This is a genomic window from Actinocatenispora thailandica, from assembly GCF_016865425.1.
Classification (GTDB): Bacteria; Actinomycetota; Actinomycetes; order Mycobacteriales; family Micromonosporaceae; genus Actinocatenispora; species Actinocatenispora thailandica.
Map to the genome: position 1 here is coordinate 6,864,206 of NZ_AP023355.1, position 16,620 is coordinate 6,880,825.

Genomic DNA, 16,620 nt, shown 5'->3' on the forward strand with positions numbered 1-16,620 from the left:
CCGGTCACGAGGCCACCCCGACCCGGGTACCGGCGGCGACACCGGAACCGCTGATCTCCACCCTGCCGGCGGCGAACATCCCGGTGTGCACCGGCACGTACCGCACCGTCGAACCGTGCACCACCTGGACGCCGTAGCCGCCCTCGGCCAGCGCCACCAACGCACCGACCGGCACCACCAGCACGTTGCGGTGCGTCTGGGCGACCACCGTGACGTCGACCGGCGCGCCGTCCAGGGTGCCGAGCTTCTGCTGGTCGCCGATCGAGATGGTCAGCGGCAGCGTCGGGGTGGCGTCCTGCCCGCCGCCGCCCTGCCCGCTGCTGCTGTCGCCGCCGACCACGGTGCCGACCTCGGTGATCCGGCCGGCCACGGTCGACTGGTCCGGCAGCGTCACGGTCGCCCGCGCACCGACCCTGGCCACCTGCTGCTTCGCGGTGTCCAGATCGACCGTCACGACCCGGCTGGTACCGGTGCGGTCGTACAGCGGGCCGGCGGCCGGCGAGCCGGGCGTCGCTCGATGCTGCGCGACCCTGATCGCGTGCGGGGCCAGCGCGACCTGGTCGATGCCGACGACGCCGGTCCGGTCGAGGCCGAGATCGCCCTGCCACCGCTCGACCGCCGCCGCGGTGGCCCAGGTGAAGTCGTCGTCGACGGTGAAACCCCGGTAGCCGAGCCGCTGCAGGTTGCGTTCCAGCTCGCGCACGTCCGCACCGGAGACGCCGGCCTGCAGGGTGCGGTACAGCGGCAGCGTGCCGTACAGCAGCGGGACCGGCCGGTCGTCGACCCGGTACGCGGGTCTGCCCCGGGACACCACGGCGCCCTCCGCCGGCAGCCAGGTCAGCGTGCCGTGGCCGTTCGGCGCGCGCAACGTCGTCGCCGTGCCGTACCCGAGCGTGCCGGCCGCCGTGTCCGTACTCGACAGGTTCGTCCGCTGCACCGCGACCGTCTTCGGCGGGCGCGGGCCGGCCGCCGGGGCCTCCCGCACCTGACCGCCGTAGCCGAGTGCCGCCGCCGCGCCGGCCGCCGCGACCAGCACCGCGCCGGCGCCGATCAGCCATCCGCGCGCGCCCATTCAGTTCGCCTCCGTGGTCTTGCCGGCCTTCGGGCCGTACTTCTTGCACGTGTCCATCGCTGCCTTGAAGGCCAGATCGCCCGGATCGAGGCCACCACCCTTGGTGATCCGGAACCCACCGTCCGGGCCCGGATCGGGGAAGTCGGGCACCCCGTTGGCCCGCATGCAGGCGGCGAGCTTGCGGGCCGCCGCCAGTTGCTGCGGGTTCGCCTTCCGCGGCTGCCCGCCGTTCGGCAGGTACCGCCTGCACGCCTGCAACGCGGCCTTGGCGGCGCCGCTGCCCTTCCTCCCGCCGGCCTTCAGCGTGATCTTCGGGTCGTTCGGATCCGGGTCGTCCATCTGCACCCCGTGCGACCGCATGCAGTTGCCGAACTCGTGCCACTGCGCCGCACGGTCCAGCGACGGTGACGCACTCGGGTGCCCGGTCGAACCGTCCGCCGTCGCCACTCCCGGCCCGGCCGCCCGGCCGCAACCGGCCAGCGCGAGCCCCATCAGCGGTACCGCCACCATCAGCGGAACGCGTCTCATCCCTGCCCTCCTGCCGTTGCCCACCAGCTGCCCGTGCCGTTCCGCGCCCGGTCCGGCATCGGCCCGGACGTCCCTGCCGGCCGGACGCCGGACCGGCCCGGACGTCCCTGCCCGCCGGACGCCGGACCGGCCCGGACGTCCCTGCCTGCCGGACGCCGGACCGGCCCGGACGTCCCTGCCCGCCGGACGTCGAGGCGAGATCCAGTACACGGTGGGGGCGATAAGGGCGGCGTCAGCGGCGGACTTACGGCGGCCTTATCCGGCCACCGGCGAGGATGGCTCCCGAAGGAGGTGCGCCCGTGGTACGGATCCTGGTCGTCGAGGACGAGCCGCTGCTGGCCGACGCGATCGCGGAGGGCCTGCGACAGGAGGCGTTCGCGGTGGACGTCGCGCTCGACGGCGACGCCGCGCTGGAGCGGATCGGGGTCAACGAGTACGACGTGCTGGTCCTCGACCGAGACCTCCCCGCCGTGCCCGGCGACGAGGTGTGCCGCGTCGTCGTCGACTCCGGCGCCTACACCCGGATCCTGATGCTGACCGCCGCGGCCGAGCTGGCCGACCGGGTCGACGGGCTGGGCCTGGGCGCGGACGACTACCTGACCAAACCGTTCGCCTTCGCCGAGTTGGTCGCCCGGGTGCGGGCGCTGGGCCGCCGGGCGGCGGCGCCGCTGCCCCCGGTACTGGACCGCGCCGGGATCACGCTCGATCCGAACCGACGCACGGTGCGCCGGGACGGCCGCACCGTGGACCTCTCCCGGAAGGAGTTCGCCCTGCTCGAACAGCTGCTCCGGGCCGCCGGGGCGGTGGTCAGCGCCGAGCAGTTGCTGGAGAAGGTCTGGGACGAGCACATCGACCCGTTCAGCAACGTCGTCCGGGTGACGGTGATGACCCTGCGCCGTAAGCTCGGCGACCCGCCCGTCGTCCAGACCGTACCGGGAGTGGGGTACCAGATCCCGTGATCCGCAACGTTCGGCGCTGGTCGATCCGCGCCCGCCTCAGCCTCACCTTCGGCGCCCTGTTCGTGCTTGCCGGCCTCGCCATGATGGTCGTGACCTACCTGCTCGTGCAGCAGAGCCTGACCACCGGGCAGACCAACAAGACCATGCTCGTCACCGCCCCGATCCAGAAGTCCGGCGGCGGTACCGAGAAGTTCGTCGTCGACGGCAAACCCATGACGGCGGCACAGCTGAAGCAGGCGCTCGTCGACCAGCAGCGCGCGTACCGGGCGGCGACGCTGGATTCGCTGCTCACCCGCTCCGGGATCGCGCTCGCCATCACCTCGATCGGTGCCGTCGGCCTGGGCTGGCTGGTCGCCGGCCGGGCGTTGCGCCCGGTGCACCGGATCACCGCCACCGCCCGGCGGGTCGCCGACCGCAGCCTGCACGAGCGGATAGCGCTCCGCGGCCCGCGTGACGAGATCCGGGAACTGGCCGACACCTTCGACGACATGCTGGCCCGACTCGACCGGTCCTTCGACAGCCAACGCCGGTTCGTCGCCAACGCCTCGCACGAACTGCGCACCCCGCTGGCCATCAACCGGACCCTGATCGAGGTGGCGATGGCCCGGCCCAACGCCCCGACGGAGCTGACCCGCCTGGGCGAGAACCTGCTCGCCGTCAACACCAGGCACGAACGACTCATCGACGGACTGCTCACGCTGGCCCACTCCGATCACGGACTGACCACCCGGACCGACGTCGATCTCGCCACCCTCGTGCAGCGCGCCGTGCCGGCCACCGGCGACCGGTCCATCGCCGTCGTCACGGAGCTGGCGCCGGCGCCCACCAGCGGCGACCCGCTGCTGCTCGAACGGCTGGTGCGTAACCTCGTCGACAACGCGCTCCGGTACAACACCCCGGCCGGTTCGGTGTGGATCCGGACCGAGGCGACGGCGGACACCGCGACCCTCGTCGTCGAGAACACCGGCCCGGAACTCGCCGACACCGACCTCGGGCTGCTGTTCGAGCCGTTCCGGCGGGCCGAGGGGGACCGCACCCGCTCCGCCACCGGTACCGGGCTGGGGTTGTCGATCGTCCGCGCGGTGACCCAGGCGCACGCCGGTGCCGTCACCGCGACGCCACGCGCCGGCGGCGGTCTCACCGTCACCCTCGACCTCCCGACCCGGCCCGCGCCGGCGACCTGAACCCCCCGCCGCTCCGCGGATGTCCGGACCGTTCGACCGATCGCGGCCGGCGCCGGCCGCCGGACCGTCAGGCGCTGGCCGGCAGGCGCTGGCCGGCAGGCGCTGGCCGTCAGGCGCTGGCCGTCAGGCGGCGGCGAGGGCGGCGTACCGGTCGCCGGCGGCGATCAACTCGTCGTGGGTACCGGACTCGGCCACCCGCCCGCCGTCCAGCACCACGATCCGGTCCGCGTGCCGGATCGTGGAGAGCCGGTGCGCGATCGCGATCGTGGTACGGCCCTCGGCCAGGGTGTCCAGCGCCCGCTGCACGTCCCGCTCGGTACGGGTGTCCAGCGCGCTGGTCGCCTCGTCCAGGATCAGGATCGGCGGGTTGCGCAGCAGCATCCGGGCGATGGCGATGCGCTGCTTCTCGCCGCCGGAGAACCGGTAGCCGCGCTCGCCGACGACCGTCTGGTACCCGTCCGGCAGCGCCGCGATCTGCTCGTGGATCCGGGCCGCCCGGCACGCCGCGACCAGCTCCTCGTCGGTCGCGTCCGCCTTGGCGAACCGCAGGTTCTCCGCCACCGACGCGTGGAACAGGTACGTCTCCTGGGACACCACGCCGACCGCGCCGGTCAGCGACGCGGTGTCCAGCTCCCGTACGTCGACGCCGTCGATGGTCACCGCACCGCCGGTCACGTCGTACAGCCGGGCCACCAGGTAGCCGAGCGTCGTCTTGCCGGAGCCCGTCGCGCCGACCACCGCCAGCGTGGACCCCGCCGGTACGGTCAGGTCGATGCCGGCGAGCGCCGCCGCGCCGCCGTCCGGGTCGTACGAGAACCGCACGTCGTGGAGGGCGACCTCGCCGCGCACGGCCGGCAGCGACCGCGGGCCGGGCGCCAGGTCGACCGGCAGGTCGAGGTACTCGAAGACGCGGCCGAACAGGGCGAGCGAGGTCTGCACCTCGACGCCGACGCCGAGCAGCGAGACCAGCGGCCGGAACAGCCGGGTCTGCAGGGTGGTGAAGGCGACCAGGGTCCCGATGGACACCAGGGTGCCGCCGTGCGCGAGGCTCAGGCCGGCCACCCAGTAGACGACGGCGGGCAGCACCGCGTAGGTGATGGTCACCGCGGACATCCGCCACCGGCCGGCCATCACCGCGTCCACCTGCAACCCGGACAGCCGGTCGGACTCGGCGGCGAAGCGGTCCGTCAGCACCGAGCTGCGGCCGAGCGTCTTGCCGAGCAGGATGCCGGAGACCGACAGCGACTCCTCGACCAGCGCGGACATCGCGGCGAGCTGCTGCTGGTTGCGCCGGCGGATCGCCTTGCGCTCGGCGCCGACCCGGCGGGCCAGAGCGACGAACACCGGCAGCAGCGCGAGCGACAGCACGGCGAGCCGCCAGTCCAGCGCGATCATCGCGACGACCGCGGCGATCACCGTGGTGACGTTGCCGACGGTCGAGGTGATCGTCGAGGTCAGCACGTTCTGCACGCCGCCGATGTCGTTGGCCAGCCGGGACTGCACCTCGCCGGTGCGGGTGCGGGTGAAGAACGCCAGCGACATCCGTTGCAGGTGCCGGTACACGCCGGTACGCAGGTCGTGCATGACGCGCTGGCCGACGGTGTTGGACAGCCAGGACTGCCAGACCTCGGCGGCACTGGTGACCACCGGTACCGCGATCATGCCGAGCACCAGCCAGGTCAGCAGCCACACGTCGCGCTGCGGGATCGCTCGGTCGAGCACCGCCCGGAGCAGGAACGGCGACACCGTCGACAGGGCGGCCGACGCCACGATCAGCGCCAGTACCAGGAAGAGCCGGCGCCGGTACGGCCGGAACAACCGGCCGATGCGCCTCAGCGAGGGACGTTCGTTGCGGGAGTCGTCATCGGTCACAGCAGGAGCACTCCGAGGGGTGAAGAGGACAGGTGATCGGCCCGGGGCGGTCTCGACGTCAGCGTGCCGGCCCCGATCGGGCGTAACCGAGACTAGCTCTTAAGGAGGTAGGCTCGCAATCAGGTTTCGGCCGCTAGACTACCGACACCCGAGCACCAGGAGCCCGACGGTGACCACGCCCGACAGTTCGACCGCGCAGCTCGCCGACCTGTTCTTCCGGCTGGGCAAACGGATCCGGCACCGGTCCGCCGAGCACCTCGCCCCGGTCGGGCTGACCCCGGCACAGGCCCGCGCGCTGCGGGTCATCTCGCACAGCGACCGCCCGCTGCGCATCGTCGCGCTCGCCGCCCGGCTCGACATCGTGCCGCGCTCCGCGACCGCCGTCGTCGACGCGCTGGAGGAGCTGGGCCTCGTCGCCCGCGCCCCCGATCCGGACGACCGGCGCTCGGTGCTCGTCGCCCTCACCCCCGCCGGTACCGAACTGCTCCAGCGGCTGCGGGACACCCGCCGGCAGGCTGCCGAGGACCTGTTCCTCGCCCTCTCCCCGACCGACCGCGCCGAACTGACCCGCCTGCTCCTCACCCTCCACGAAGCCACCGACCCCAGCTAGCGGTGTGCCGCCCGAGCGGTACGACCACACTCTCGGCGGCGAAGGCCACCTCTGCTCCTTGTTTCCACCCCTTGACCATCCCCGCCGGGGACCCGGTCCCGAGATCCCGACGCCGCCTGGCCCGCCTCGGAACTACGGGCGCCGGTGCGGCCTGGTCATCGCCGCCGAGCCGCTTCGACGCTTCGCTCGCGCGCGCTGCCGGCGGCCGGGTGACGGCGCTGCGGCGTGGTAGAGGCCCCTGCTGTTCCCCGGGACGGGGGATTCTCAAGGGGTGTCCCCTTGAGCGTGGAGAGAGCGCGAGAGAGGAGCGGAGCTCTTCTCTCGCACGCACCCAGCGGTGGGCAACGGCGGACCGCGAAGGGCGAAGCGAACCGGGACCAGACGACACACGCTGTGCCCGGGTGACCGCAACCGCGGCGTCAGCTGGGGTGCAGGTAGGTGAGGAGGTCGTCGATGAGGGTGGGTGCGTCGGCGTGGCCCTTGCCGTCGGGGGCGAGGTGGCCGGCGAGCTCGAGGTCGGCGGCGCCGTGCGCGAGCGCGCGGAGCAGCGCGAGCAGCCGCTCCGGGTCGCCGGGCGGGAGCGCGCCGCCGGCCTGCGCCGCCCGTACCGCGGTGAGCAGCTGCGCGGACGCCGCGTGTGCCGCCTCGGCGAGTTCGTCGGAGTGGGTGGTCCACCGCCCGTAGATCAGCTTGAACCGGGCCGGGTACTCCTGCGCCCATTCGGCGTAGCGGCGCAGCGACCGGCGCAGTACCTGCTCGGGCGGTTCGGCGCCGGCGAGGGCGGTGGTGAGCCGGTCCCGGCGGCGGCGCAGTTCGCGGGCGGCGATCGCGGCGAGCAGCGCCTCCTTGTTCGCGAAGTGCTTGTACGGCGCGTTGTGCGAGACGCCGGACCGCCGACCGACTTCGCGCAGCGTCACCGCCTCGACGCCGCCGGCGTCGAGCAGCTGCTCGGCCGCGTCCAGCAGCAGGTCACGCGTCGTTCGGGTCACGAGCGTCACCCTATCCCTGGTTGACGGCGTCAACCTGGCCCCGCTAGGTTGACGATGTCAACCTGAATCGTCGGGTTGGCGATGTCGACCAAGGAGGATTCCCATGCGAGCCGTGGTCACCGGCGCCACCAACGGCATCGGCGAGGCGATCGCCCGGCGCCTGGCCACCGAGGGCGCGGCGGTCACCCTGGTCGGCCGCAGCGACGAGCGACTGCGAGCCGCCCGCGACCGGATCCTCGCCACGACGCCCGACGCGGAGCTGAGCCTGGAACGGGCCGACCTCGCCGATCTCGACCAGGTCCGCGCGCTCGCGGACCGGCTGCTGGCGACACCGCCGGACGCCGTGATCAGCAACGCCGCGCTGGTGACCCCGCTGGACCGCCGTACCGCCGGCGTGCCGCGCGTGCTGACCGTCAACCATCTCGCCCCCTACCTGTTGTTGCGCACGCTGGCCGACGCCGTCGAGCGGGCCAGGTTCGTGGTGGTCGGCGCCGACCCGGTGTCCCTCGCGCGCTCCCCCGTCGACCTGGACGACCTGCTCTTCGAGCACCCGGAGCGGCTCGGCGAGCCGGTCGGGCTGCGCCCGTTCCGGGCGTACGGCCGGACCAAGAACATGAACGCGATGTTCGTGTTCGCGCTGGCCCGGCGGCTGGCCGGGACCGGCGTCACGGTCAATGGCGCGCATCCCGGCATCATCGGTGGTACCGGGCTCGCCGGCGAGGCGCCCGAGGTGAGCGAGATCGTCGCCCGTACCTTCCAGTTCGATCCGGCCTCGTTGCCCGGCGCGGACGTCGGCGCCGACACCCCTGCCTGGCTGGCCACCGCGCCGGAACTGGCCGGCGTGACCGGCCGGTTCTACGTCGACCGCAGGCCGGTGGAGACCGCCGCGCACACCACCGATCCGGCGCGCGGCGACCGGTTGTGGGCCGAGTCGGCGCGACTGGTCGGCCTCCCCGCCTGAGCATCGCGCGGCTCGGGCGGCCGGCACCCCGTTATTGACCTCAAGGTCTAGAACTGCTAGCGTACCGGCATGGCCAGGCCGCGGAAGTTCGACGACGACGAGGTGATCGATCGTGCGATGGACGCGTTCTGGACCAACGGCTACTTCAACACCTCGCCCGCACAGCTCGCGGAAGCGACCGGAATCGGAAAGGGCAGCCTCTACAACGCCTTCAACAGCAAGCGCGAACTGTTCGACCGCGCCCTGAACCGCTACGACGTGCTCGGCGCCGAGTTCGCCGAGAAGTGCCTGTCCGAGCCGGGCAGCACCCGGGAGAACATCGCCGGCTTCCTGAACGCGCTGGTCACCGCCGATCTCGCCGGCCCGGTCCGGCGCGGCTGTCTCGCCGTCAACACGTCGGTCGAGCTGGCCGGGCAGGACCCGGAGATCGAGCGCGCGGTGCGCCGGATGCAGGAACGCACCATCGCCGCGCTCGCCGACCGGATCGCCCGCGGCCGACGGGACGGCGACGTCGACCCCGGCGTGGACCCCCGCGCGTACGCGGAGTTCCTGATGAACACGATCGTCGGCCTGCGGGTCATGGCGAAGACGAACGACGCACCCATGCTCCATCGCATCATCGACTCGGCCCTCGCCGCGCTCTGACCTTCTCGTACCACCCTGGTCGGGGCCGACGTGTACCCAAATTTTTGTCCTGTAGGTCAAGAAAGGAAACTCGGATGGAACTCGCACTCACCGGAAAGACCGCCGTCGTCACCGGCGCCAGCCGCGGCATCGGCCTCGCCGTCGTCGAGGCGCTCGCCGACGAGGGCGTCCAGGTCCTCGGCGCCGCCCGCACCGTCACGCCGGAGCTGGCGAAGCACGCCGCGGTGACCGTCCCCGCCGACCTGTCCACCCGGGAGGGAGCGACCTCGGTGGTGGACACCGCGCTGGCCGAACTCGGCGGGATCGACATCCTGGTCAACAACGTCGGCGGCGGCGACGCCGACAAGATGACCCTCGGCGGCGTCCTCGACATCGGCGACCAGCAGTGGCGGCAGATGTTCGACCTCAACCTGTTCAGCGCCGTGTGGACCACCCGCGCGGCACTGCCCAGCCTGCTCGACCGCCGCGGCGCGGTCGTCACGGTGTCGTCGATCAACTCCCGGCTGCCGGCCGCCGGCCCGGTCGGGTACAGCGAGGCCAAGGCGGCGCTCACCGCGTTCGGCAAGCGGTTGAGCGAGGAGTACGGGCCGCGCGGGCTCCGGGTCAACACCGTCTCGCCGGGCGTGGTGGGCAGCTCGCTGTGGCGTGGCGAGAACGGGTTCGGCGCGAAGGTCGCCGCCGCCAGCGGGGTCGACCACCAGGAGTTCCTGGCGGCGATCCCCCAGCAGTTCGGGATGGCGTCGCCGCGGATCACCGAGCCGGCCGAGGTCGCGGCGCTGGTCACGTTCCTCGCTTCCGAAGCGGCCGGCAACATCCTGGGGTCCGACTTCGTGATCGACGGGGGCACGGTGAAGACCGCTTAGCGGGTTTCACCGTGCCGGGCTGGCGGGCTGACGGGCTGACGGGCTGACGGGCTAGCGGGCTGGCGGGCTGGCGGGCTGGCGGGCTGGCGGGGCAAAGGCCACCTCTGTTCGCTGGCTGCACCCCGCGTGGGGAGATGTGGGGAGGGGCTTCGCCCCTCCCCACGCCCCTCCCTGCCAAGGGGGCAGTCGCCCCCTTGGCGATCCCCCGTCGGGGGCCGGTGATCGGGAAGGACGCCGCCTGGCCGCCTCGACACGTCGGGAACCGGTGCTCGGAGCCCGACGCCGCCTGGCCGCCTCGGAACCGCGGGGACCGGTGACGGAATCGACGCCGCCTGGCCGCCTCGGAACCGCGGGGACCGGTGACGGAATCGACGCCGCCTGGCCGCCTCGGAACCGCGGGGACCGGTGACGGAATCGACGCCGCCTGGCCGCCTCGGCACGTCGGGAACCGGTGACGGAACCAGGGCCGCCCGGCCCGGTTCGGAGCATCGGGGACGGTGGAGGGACCGGCGGTGGCGGCCCGGTTCGCCACCTCGGGGCTCTGCCCAGCGGTTCCGTCCCGGTGTCCCCCGCCCGCGCAGCGGGCCGGGGGATGCCAGGCGTTGGTCGAAGACCACGCCGGGCACGGCAGAAGGCTGCGGAACACGCAACGCGGGGGTCCGGGGGGCTCGGCCCCCGGGCTGGCATAAGGAAGGCGACCCGGCTCGCGCTTTCCGCGAGCACAGGCCGCCAGAGCCTTCCGGTGGGGAAGGAGGGAGTTGAACCCTCACGCCCTTTCGGGCACACGGACCTGAACCGTGCGCGTCTGCCATTCCGCCACTTCCCCAGTGGCCGCACCCGTCATCCAGTGGATTTCTGGGGGCGTTCGCGGGTACATAGGTTACAGTGCCCGCCGGACCAGGAAGCCGATGGCCCCGGGTCCGCTCTCCGAGCCACATGGTGCAAGCTCAGACAGCGGCGAAAGCCTAGCACGAGGAGGAACGCTCCTGCCGACGGGAGTGGTCTCGCCCGATACCATCGGGGTCACGGATGCCGAGGAGGAGCCGGTGAGCGTTCTGCAACGCTTCGAGAAGCGGTTGGAGAACTTGGTGGAGGGCACCTTCGCCAAGGTCTTCAGGGGGGTCGTCCACCCGGTGGAGATCGCCAGTGCCATGCAGCGTGAGGCCGAGGCGCACAAGGCGATTCTCGCCGGTGGGCGCACGTTGGTCCCCAACCGGTACGTGATCGATCTCTCGCCCTACGACCACAGTCGCCTCGCGCCGTACGCGGCGGCGCTGGCGCAGGAGCTGGCCCAGACCCAGGCCGAGTTCATCGGCGAGCAGGGCTGGACGGTGTACGGGGACGTCATCGTCGAGATCGAGCGCGGCGAGGGGCTCGACACCGGCATGTTCCGGGTGACCGCCGAGGTCTACACCGGCGGGCAGCAGCCCGAGCAGCCGCCCCAGCAGCAGGGCTACGACCAGCAGTACCAGCAGGGTCCGCCGCCGCCCGGTCCGGGCCCGGAGGCGTACCAGACGTCCGGCCCGCCGGCCCCGCCGATGGGCCAGGGCACGCCGAACGCCCGGATGGTGTCGAACGACGGCCGGCAGTTCGCGCTGGCGATCGGGTCGACGATCATCGGCCGGGGTGAGCAGGCGCAGCTGCGGCTGGCCGACGTCGGCATCTCGCGCCGGCACGCCCGGCTCGACTTCGACGGCACCCGGGTGGTGTTGACGGACCTCGGTTCGACCAACGGCACGGTGGTGAACGGGCAGCGCATCTCGGCGGTGGCGCTGCGGCCCGGTGACGTGATCCAGTTCGGTACGACGTCGCTGACGTTCCACGTGGACGGCTGATGCCGGAGATCGTCCTGGTCGTTGCCCGGTTCGGGTTCCTGGCGCTGCTGTGGATCTTCGTGTTCGCGGTCGTCGGGGTGGTGCGGCGGGACCTGTGGTCGTCCTCGCGCGGCAACAGGCTGGTGGCGGCGCCCCCGCGCGGGGCGCAGCCGGCGTCGGTGCCACCGCCGTCGCGACCGCGCGCCACGCCGGGGCGGCCCCGGCTGCTGGTGGTCACCGAGGGTCCGCTGGCCGGCACCCAGATCACCCTGGGGGATCATCCGATCACGATGGGCCGGGCGGAGAACTCCACCCTGGTGTTGAGCGACGACTATGCGTCCACCCGGCATGCCCGGCTGGTGGCACGCAACGGGGACTGGTTCGTCGAAGACCTTGGCTCGACCAACGGCACGTATCTGGATCGCGCTAAGGTCTCCGGACCGACCCCTGTCCCCCTCGGTGTACCGATTCGGATCGGTCGCACCGCCCTTGAGCTACGGCCGTGACTATGACCTTCCGGTGTCCCGTTCCATTCCGTCCCCCCGGTGAACGCGTCTCCGGTGCTGCGGTGACCCGTTTCCCGCCGCTCGGCTCGCGCGGAGGTCCCCCGTGACAGTGTTCTCCAGCGCCGTCCTCCGCACCCCGATGCTCGCCCCGGAGGACGCCTCATGACAGTGCGCCCCGGCAGCCTCCCCCGTTGCGCTCCGCCCTCGCCGACGATCGCCGCGATGCTCGCTCCGGAGGACGCCTCATGACGCTCACCCTCCGCTTCGCCGCGCATTCGGATCGCGGCCTGATCCGGGACGGCAACCAGGACTCGGTGTTCGCCGGGCCGCGGCTGCTGGCGGTCGCCGACGGCATGGGTGGCATGGCCGCCGGTGACGTCGCGAGCAACATCGTGATCGGCACGCTGGCACCGCTGGACGACGACGTGCCCGGGTCGGACCTGGTCGACGTGCTGCGCAACGCCGTGTCCGAGGCGAACCAGCGGCTGCGCGCCACGGTGGCGGCCAACCCGCAGATGGAGGGCATGGGTACGACGCTGACCGCGTTGCTGTTCTCCGGCACCCGGTTCGGCTTGATACACGTCGGCGACTCCCGGTGCTACCTGCTGCGCGACGGGCAGTACGCGCAGATCACCAAGGACGATTCGTACGTGCAGATGCTGGTCGACGAGGGCCGCATCACGCCGGAGGAGGCGACGAACCACCCGCAGCGGTCGCTGATCACCCGCGCGCTGCAGGGCGAGGACGTCGAGCCCGAGTTCTCGGTACGCGAGGCGCGCGCCGGCGACCGCTACCTGGTCTGCAGCGACGGCCTGCACGGCTTCGTCAGCGACGAGACGATCGGCGAGACGATCCGCTCGATCCCGGACACCCAGGAGTGCGTGGACCGGCTGATCCAGCTGGCGCTGCGGGCCGGCGGCCCGGACAACGTCACGGTGATCATCGCCGACGTGGTGGAGGGCGTGTTCCCGGAGCAGTCCCCGATCGTCGGCGGTGCCGCCGCGCAGGACCGCGGCAACGTCACGGTGGCGGACCCGAACAGCCCGGCGGCGCGGGCCGCGCTGGCCCAGCAGCCGCAGCGGCCGGCGACCCCGCCGGAGCAGGCGGAGCCCGACGATGCCGATGCGCGGACCCGGCACCCGGTGCGCAACAGCCTGATCGTGCTCGCGGTGCTGGTGGTGCTCGCCGGCGGCGGCTTCGGCGTGTGGCGCTACACCCAGGCGCAGTACTACGTGGGCGCCACCGACGACGGTTACGTGGCGGTGTTCCGCGGCGTACCCGGCAAGGTCGTCGGCCTGCAGCTGTCCACTGTCGACGTCCGGAGCGACACCAAGACCAGCGAGTTGACCCAGCTGGTGCGCAACCGGGTGGCGCAGGGCATCGACAGCCCGAACCGCACCGCCGCCCTGAACACGCTGCGCGAGCTGACCGACGACAGTACCGGCAACCCGAACATGCTGCCGGTCTGCGCGACCCCGACGCCGACCCCGACGCCCAGCTCGACGCCGAGCGGCAGCCACTCGCCGAAGCCGACCGGTGCGGCCGGGTCGAAGTCCAGGTCGGCGAAGCCGTCGCACTCGGCGACCAGCTCGCCGTCGTCCTCCCCGTCCCCGGTGCCGTCCGGCGCCTGCCGACCGGCCCGGTAGATCCGTGACCTCACCCAACCTCGCCTTCCCGGCCGCGGCACCCACCGGTGCCGCGGCCGGCGGACGCGTGCGCACCGGCCGGAACACCGAACTGTTGCTGTTGCTGTTCGGCTTCGTGATCACGGTGGTGCTGTCCGCGGCGAGCCAGGGTGCGCTGATCAACACGATCCGGCTGGACAGCCTGGTGCTGCCGCTGCTGGTGCTGATGCTGGGGTTGCTGGCGCACGTGCTGATCCGGATCTTCGCGCCGTACGCGGACCCGGTGCTGCTGCCGCTGGCGACGCTGATCAACGGCATCGGGGTGGTGGTGATCCACCGGGTCGACGTGCCGAGCGAGACCGACGACTCGTTCAGCAAGTTCGCCAGCATCGGCCCGTTCGACGGTCTCGGCATCCAGCAGGTGCTGTGGTCCGCCGTGGCGGTGGTGTGCTTCTGCATCGTGCTGGCCGTGGTGCGCGACCACCGCTCGCTGTCCCGGTACGCGTACACGCTGGGGTTGGTCGGCATCGTGCTGGTGGCCATCCCGGCGCTGCTGCCCGGCCGGTTCAGCGAGGTCAACAGCGCCAAGGTGTGGATCACCATTCCCGGGGTGGCGAGCGTGCAGCCCGGCGAGTTCGCGAAGCTGGCGCTGTTCGTGTTCTTCGCCTACTACCTGGTGCGCAAGCGCGAGGTGCTGTCGCTGGCCAGCAAGCGGGTGCTCGGGATCGAGTTCCCGCGACCCCGGGACCTGGGCCCGGTGCTGGTGGTGTGGGTGCTCAGCGTGCTGATCCTGGTGGTGGAGAAGGACCTCGGGTCGTCGCTGCTCTATCTCGGCACGTTCGTGGTGATGCTCTACATCGCCACCGAGCGGCGCAGCTGGCTGGTCATCGGTGCGATCCTGTTCGGGTTCGGCGCGGTGGCGGCCTACTCGCTCGGCACCTGGCTCGGCCCGTTCCGCAACTTCCACGACCGGGTCAACTACTGGCTCGACCCGATGTCCGACCCGCTGGGCAACACCTACCAGCTGTCCCACTCGCTGATCAGCCTCGGCGTCGGCGGCCTGCTCGGCACCGGACCGGGCGCCGGTGATCCGACCTCGGTGCCGCTGCCGCGCAGCGACTTCATCGTCGCCACCATCGGCGAGGAGCTCGGCATGTTCGGGCTGACCGCGCTGCTGCTCATCTACCTGCTGATCGTGTTGCGCGGGGTGAAGGCCGGCACGATGGCCCGCGACCCGTTCGGCAAGTTGCTCGCCGGCGGCCTGGCGTTCTCCGTGGCGTTGCAGGTGTTCGTCATCGTGGGTGGCGTGACCGATCTGATTCCGGCGACCGGTCTGACCACACCGTTCCTGTCCTACGGCGGTTCGTCCCTGGTGGCGAACTGGATCCTGATCGCGATGCTGATCCGGATCTCGAACGACTCACGTGCGCCCGGGCAGGTGACCGGTGGCGGCCGCGGCAACCCACCGCCGCAGCTGCAGAGCGTCGCGACGGAGGTGATCAGGCTGTGAACCGTACCCTGCGACGCTCCGCGCTGGTGGTGTTCGTGCTGTTCCTGGCGCTGCTCGGGAACCTGACCCGGGTGCAGTTCTTCCAGGCCCGCAGCCTGGCGGAGAACCCGGCGAACCCGCGCATCCTGAAGGACGCGTACGACACGCCCCGTGGCGCGATCATGGTCGGCCGGGACCCGGTGGCGTACAGCAAGGACACCGGCGGCGTGCTGCGCTACCAGCGGTACTACCCGAAGGGTGCGGAGTACGCGCCGATCACCGGGTACACGTCGCTGGTCTACGGCAGTACCGGCATCGAGCGGTACGAGAACTCGATGCTCAACGGCACCGACGACACGCTGCTGACGCAGAAGCTGTCCGACACCGTCACCGGCAAGAAGTCGGCCGGGGCGAACGTGCTGCTCACGATCAACGCGAAGGCCCAGGACGCGGCCTGGAACGCGTTGAAGGGCCGCAAGGGTGCCGCGGTCGCGATGGACCCGAAGACCGGGAAGATCCTCGCGCTGGTCACCTCGCCCAGCTACGACCCGAACCCGCTGGCCAGCCACGACCAGGACACGATCAAGAAGGCCTGGAACTCGTACGACCCGAACAGCGGCTCCGGTCCGATGGCGAACCGGGCGCTGGGCGGCGGCGGCCCGTGGCCGCCCGGGTCGACGATGAAGGTGATCGTCTCCGCCGCCGCGCTGGAAAACGGCTACAATCCGGACACCAACATCCCGGCCGGGCCGAAGTACCAGCCGTCCGACGGGGGTAACGAGATCCACAACGACGTGCCGCAGATCTGCCCGCAGGCGCAGGTGACGATGCTGGTCGCGCTGCGTGATTCGTGCAACACCGGGTTCGCCCGGCTCGGGGTGCATCTCGGCGCCGACACGGTGATCAACAAGGCGGAGCAGTTCGGGCTGAACAAGTCGATGACGATTCCGATGCTCGGCCAGGATCAGGGGATGCCGGTCGCGAAGAGCGTCACCGGCGACCCGAAGGGCGACTCGCAGATCGCGCAGTCCTCGATCGGGCAGTTCAACGTGGCGGAGACGCCGCTGCAGGAGGCGATGATCGCCGGTGCGGTGGCGAACGACGGTACCGAGATGACGCCGTACCTGGTGCAGGAGATCCAGTCTTCCGACTACTCTGCGTTGCGGACTGCGCAGGAACACAAGTACGGTCAGCCGATCAGCGCCGACACCGCGGGCAAGCTGCGCGAGATGATGAACGCGGTCGTCTCGTCCGGAACGGGGCGAAACGCACAGATCGACGGGATCGAGGTCGGCGGCAAGACGGGTACCGCCGAGCACGGCAACGGGGCGCCGGAGCACGGCTGGTTCATGGGTTACGCGCGCGACAACGGCGACCCGAAGGTGGCCGTGGGCGTGTTTCTTGAGTCGGCCGGCGAGAGCGGCAGCGGGGACGCCACCCAGATCGGCGGCGACATCATGAAGGCGGTGCTGGGCAAGTGACCACGACCGCGCGCGCGAGAAC

The 16,620-nt window shown here is 71.8% G+C and carries 15 protein-coding genes and 1 tRNA gene; 11 read left to right on the top strand and 5 right to left on the bottom strand.

What is annotated here, in order from left to right; genetic code table 11:
- Positions 1 to 4 precede the first annotated feature (4 nt).
- Both Athai_RS31030 and Athai_RS31035 read right to left on the bottom strand, forming a co-directional pair.
- On the bottom strand, positions 5 to 1,072 hold the full coding sequence (locus Athai_RS31030; protein ID WP_203964769.1) for a peptidoglycan-binding protein: 1,068 nt from the start codon (positions 1,070 to 1,072) through the stop codon (positions 5 to 7).
- Positions 1,073 to 1,600 (bottom strand): hypothetical protein, encoded by a 528-nt coding sequence (locus Athai_RS31035; RefSeq protein ID WP_203964770.1) that lies wholly within the window; start codon positions 1,598 to 1,600, stop codon positions 1,073 to 1,075.
- Positions 1,601 to 1,899: 299 nt separating this feature from the next.
- Between Athai_RS31035 and Athai_RS31040 the strand changes: the two genes are divergently transcribed.
- Both Athai_RS31040 and Athai_RS31045 read left to right on the top strand, forming a co-directional pair.
- Positions 1,900 to 2,559, top strand: a complete 660-nt coding sequence (locus Athai_RS31040; RefSeq protein ID WP_239157280.1) for a response regulator transcription factor — start codon at positions 1,900 to 1,902, stop codon at positions 2,557 to 2,559.
- Positions 2,556 to 3,743, top strand: a complete 1,188-nt coding sequence (locus Athai_RS31045; RefSeq protein ID WP_239157281.1) for a sensor histidine kinase — start codon at positions 2,556 to 2,558, stop codon at positions 3,741 to 3,743. Before Athai_RS31040 ends, Athai_RS31045 begins: the two co-directional genes overlap by 4 nt.
- A 123-nt stretch (positions 3,744 to 3,866) precedes the next feature.
- On the opposite strand, the gene Athai_RS31050 is transcribed toward Athai_RS31045, so the two are convergent.
- On the bottom strand, positions 3,867 to 5,615 hold the full coding sequence (locus Athai_RS31050) for an ABC transporter ATP-binding protein (RefSeq protein ID WP_203964772.1): 1,749 nt from the start codon (positions 5,613 to 5,615) through the stop codon (positions 3,867 to 3,869).
- A 169-nt stretch (positions 5,616 to 5,784) separates the two neighbouring features.
- Between Athai_RS31050 and Athai_RS31055 the strand changes: the two genes are divergently transcribed.
- Complete coding sequence (locus Athai_RS31055) at positions 5,785 to 6,225, top strand: MarR family winged helix-turn-helix transcriptional regulator (RefSeq protein WP_203964773.1); 441 nt, start codon at positions 5,785 to 5,787, stop codon at positions 6,223 to 6,225.
- A 419-nt stretch (positions 6,226 to 6,644) separates the two neighbouring features.
- Here the strand turns inward: Athai_RS31055 and Athai_RS31060 are convergent, their stop codons facing one another.
- Positions 6,645 to 7,214 (bottom strand): TetR/AcrR family transcriptional regulator, encoded by a 570-nt coding sequence (locus Athai_RS31060; RefSeq protein WP_203964774.1) that lies wholly within the window; start codon positions 7,212 to 7,214, stop codon positions 6,645 to 6,647.
- A 103-nt stretch (positions 7,215 to 7,317) separates the two neighbouring features.
- Between Athai_RS31060 and Athai_RS31065 the strand changes: the two genes are divergently transcribed.
- From Athai_RS31065 to Athai_RS31075, 3 genes are all read left to right on the top strand, one after another.
- Complete coding sequence (locus tag Athai_RS31065; protein WP_203964775.1) at positions 7,318 to 8,175, top strand: SDR family NAD(P)-dependent oxidoreductase; 858 nt, start codon at positions 7,318 to 7,320, stop codon at positions 8,173 to 8,175.
- 69 nt (positions 8,176 to 8,244) lie between these two features.
- Positions 8,245 to 8,820 carry a TetR/AcrR family transcriptional regulator gene (locus Athai_RS31070; RefSeq protein ID WP_203964776.1) on the top strand — a complete coding sequence of 192 codons (576 nt, stop codon included), beginning with the start codon at positions 8,245 to 8,247 and terminating at the stop codon, positions 8,818 to 8,820.
- 74 nt (positions 8,821 to 8,894) lie between these two features.
- Positions 8,895 to 9,683 carry an SDR family oxidoreductase gene (locus Athai_RS31075; protein ID WP_203964777.1) on the top strand — a complete coding sequence of 263 codons (789 nt, stop codon included), beginning with the start codon at positions 8,895 to 8,897 and terminating at the stop codon, positions 9,681 to 9,683.
- A 743-nt stretch (positions 9,684 to 10,426) separates the two neighbouring features.
- On the opposite strand, the gene Athai_RS31080 is transcribed toward Athai_RS31075, so the two are convergent.
- Positions 10,427 to 10,509 (bottom strand) — tRNA-Leu (locus Athai_RS31080).
- A 220-nt stretch (positions 10,510 to 10,729) separates the two neighbouring features.
- Between Athai_RS31080 and Athai_RS31085 the strand changes: the two genes are divergently transcribed.
- From Athai_RS31085 to Athai_RS31105, 5 genes are all read left to right on the top strand, one after another.
- Complete coding sequence (locus Athai_RS31085; protein WP_239157282.1) at positions 10,730 to 11,518, top strand: FhaA domain-containing protein; 789 nt, start codon at positions 10,730 to 10,732, stop codon at positions 11,516 to 11,518.
- A complete protein-coding gene (locus tag Athai_RS31090; RefSeq protein WP_203964778.1) occupies positions 11,518 to 12,003 on the top strand; it encodes an FHA domain-containing protein FhaB/FipA in 486 nt (161 codons plus the stop codon). Before Athai_RS31085 ends, Athai_RS31090 begins: the two co-directional genes overlap by 1 nt.
- Before the next feature lie 245 nt (positions 12,004 to 12,248).
- Positions 12,249 to 13,649 carry a PP2C family protein-serine/threonine phosphatase gene (locus tag Athai_RS31095; protein ID WP_203964779.1) on the top strand — a complete coding sequence of 467 codons (1,401 nt, stop codon included), beginning with the start codon at positions 12,249 to 12,251 and terminating at the stop codon, positions 13,647 to 13,649.
- A gap of 4 nt (positions 13,650 to 13,653) precedes the next feature.
- The gene (locus Athai_RS31100) at positions 13,654 to 15,138 is read left to right on the top strand and encodes an FtsW/RodA/SpoVE family cell cycle protein (RefSeq protein WP_203964780.1); all 1,485 of its coding nucleotides are present in this window, start codon (positions 13,654 to 13,656) and stop codon (positions 15,136 to 15,138) included.
- Positions 15,135 to 16,598, top strand: coding sequence for a penicillin-binding transpeptidase domain-containing protein (locus tag Athai_RS31105; RefSeq protein WP_203964781.1), 1,464 nt, complete (start codon positions 15,135 to 15,137; stop codon positions 16,596 to 16,598). Before Athai_RS31100 ends, Athai_RS31105 begins: the two co-directional genes overlap by 4 nt.
- Positions 16,599 to 16,620 lie beyond the last annotated feature (22 nt).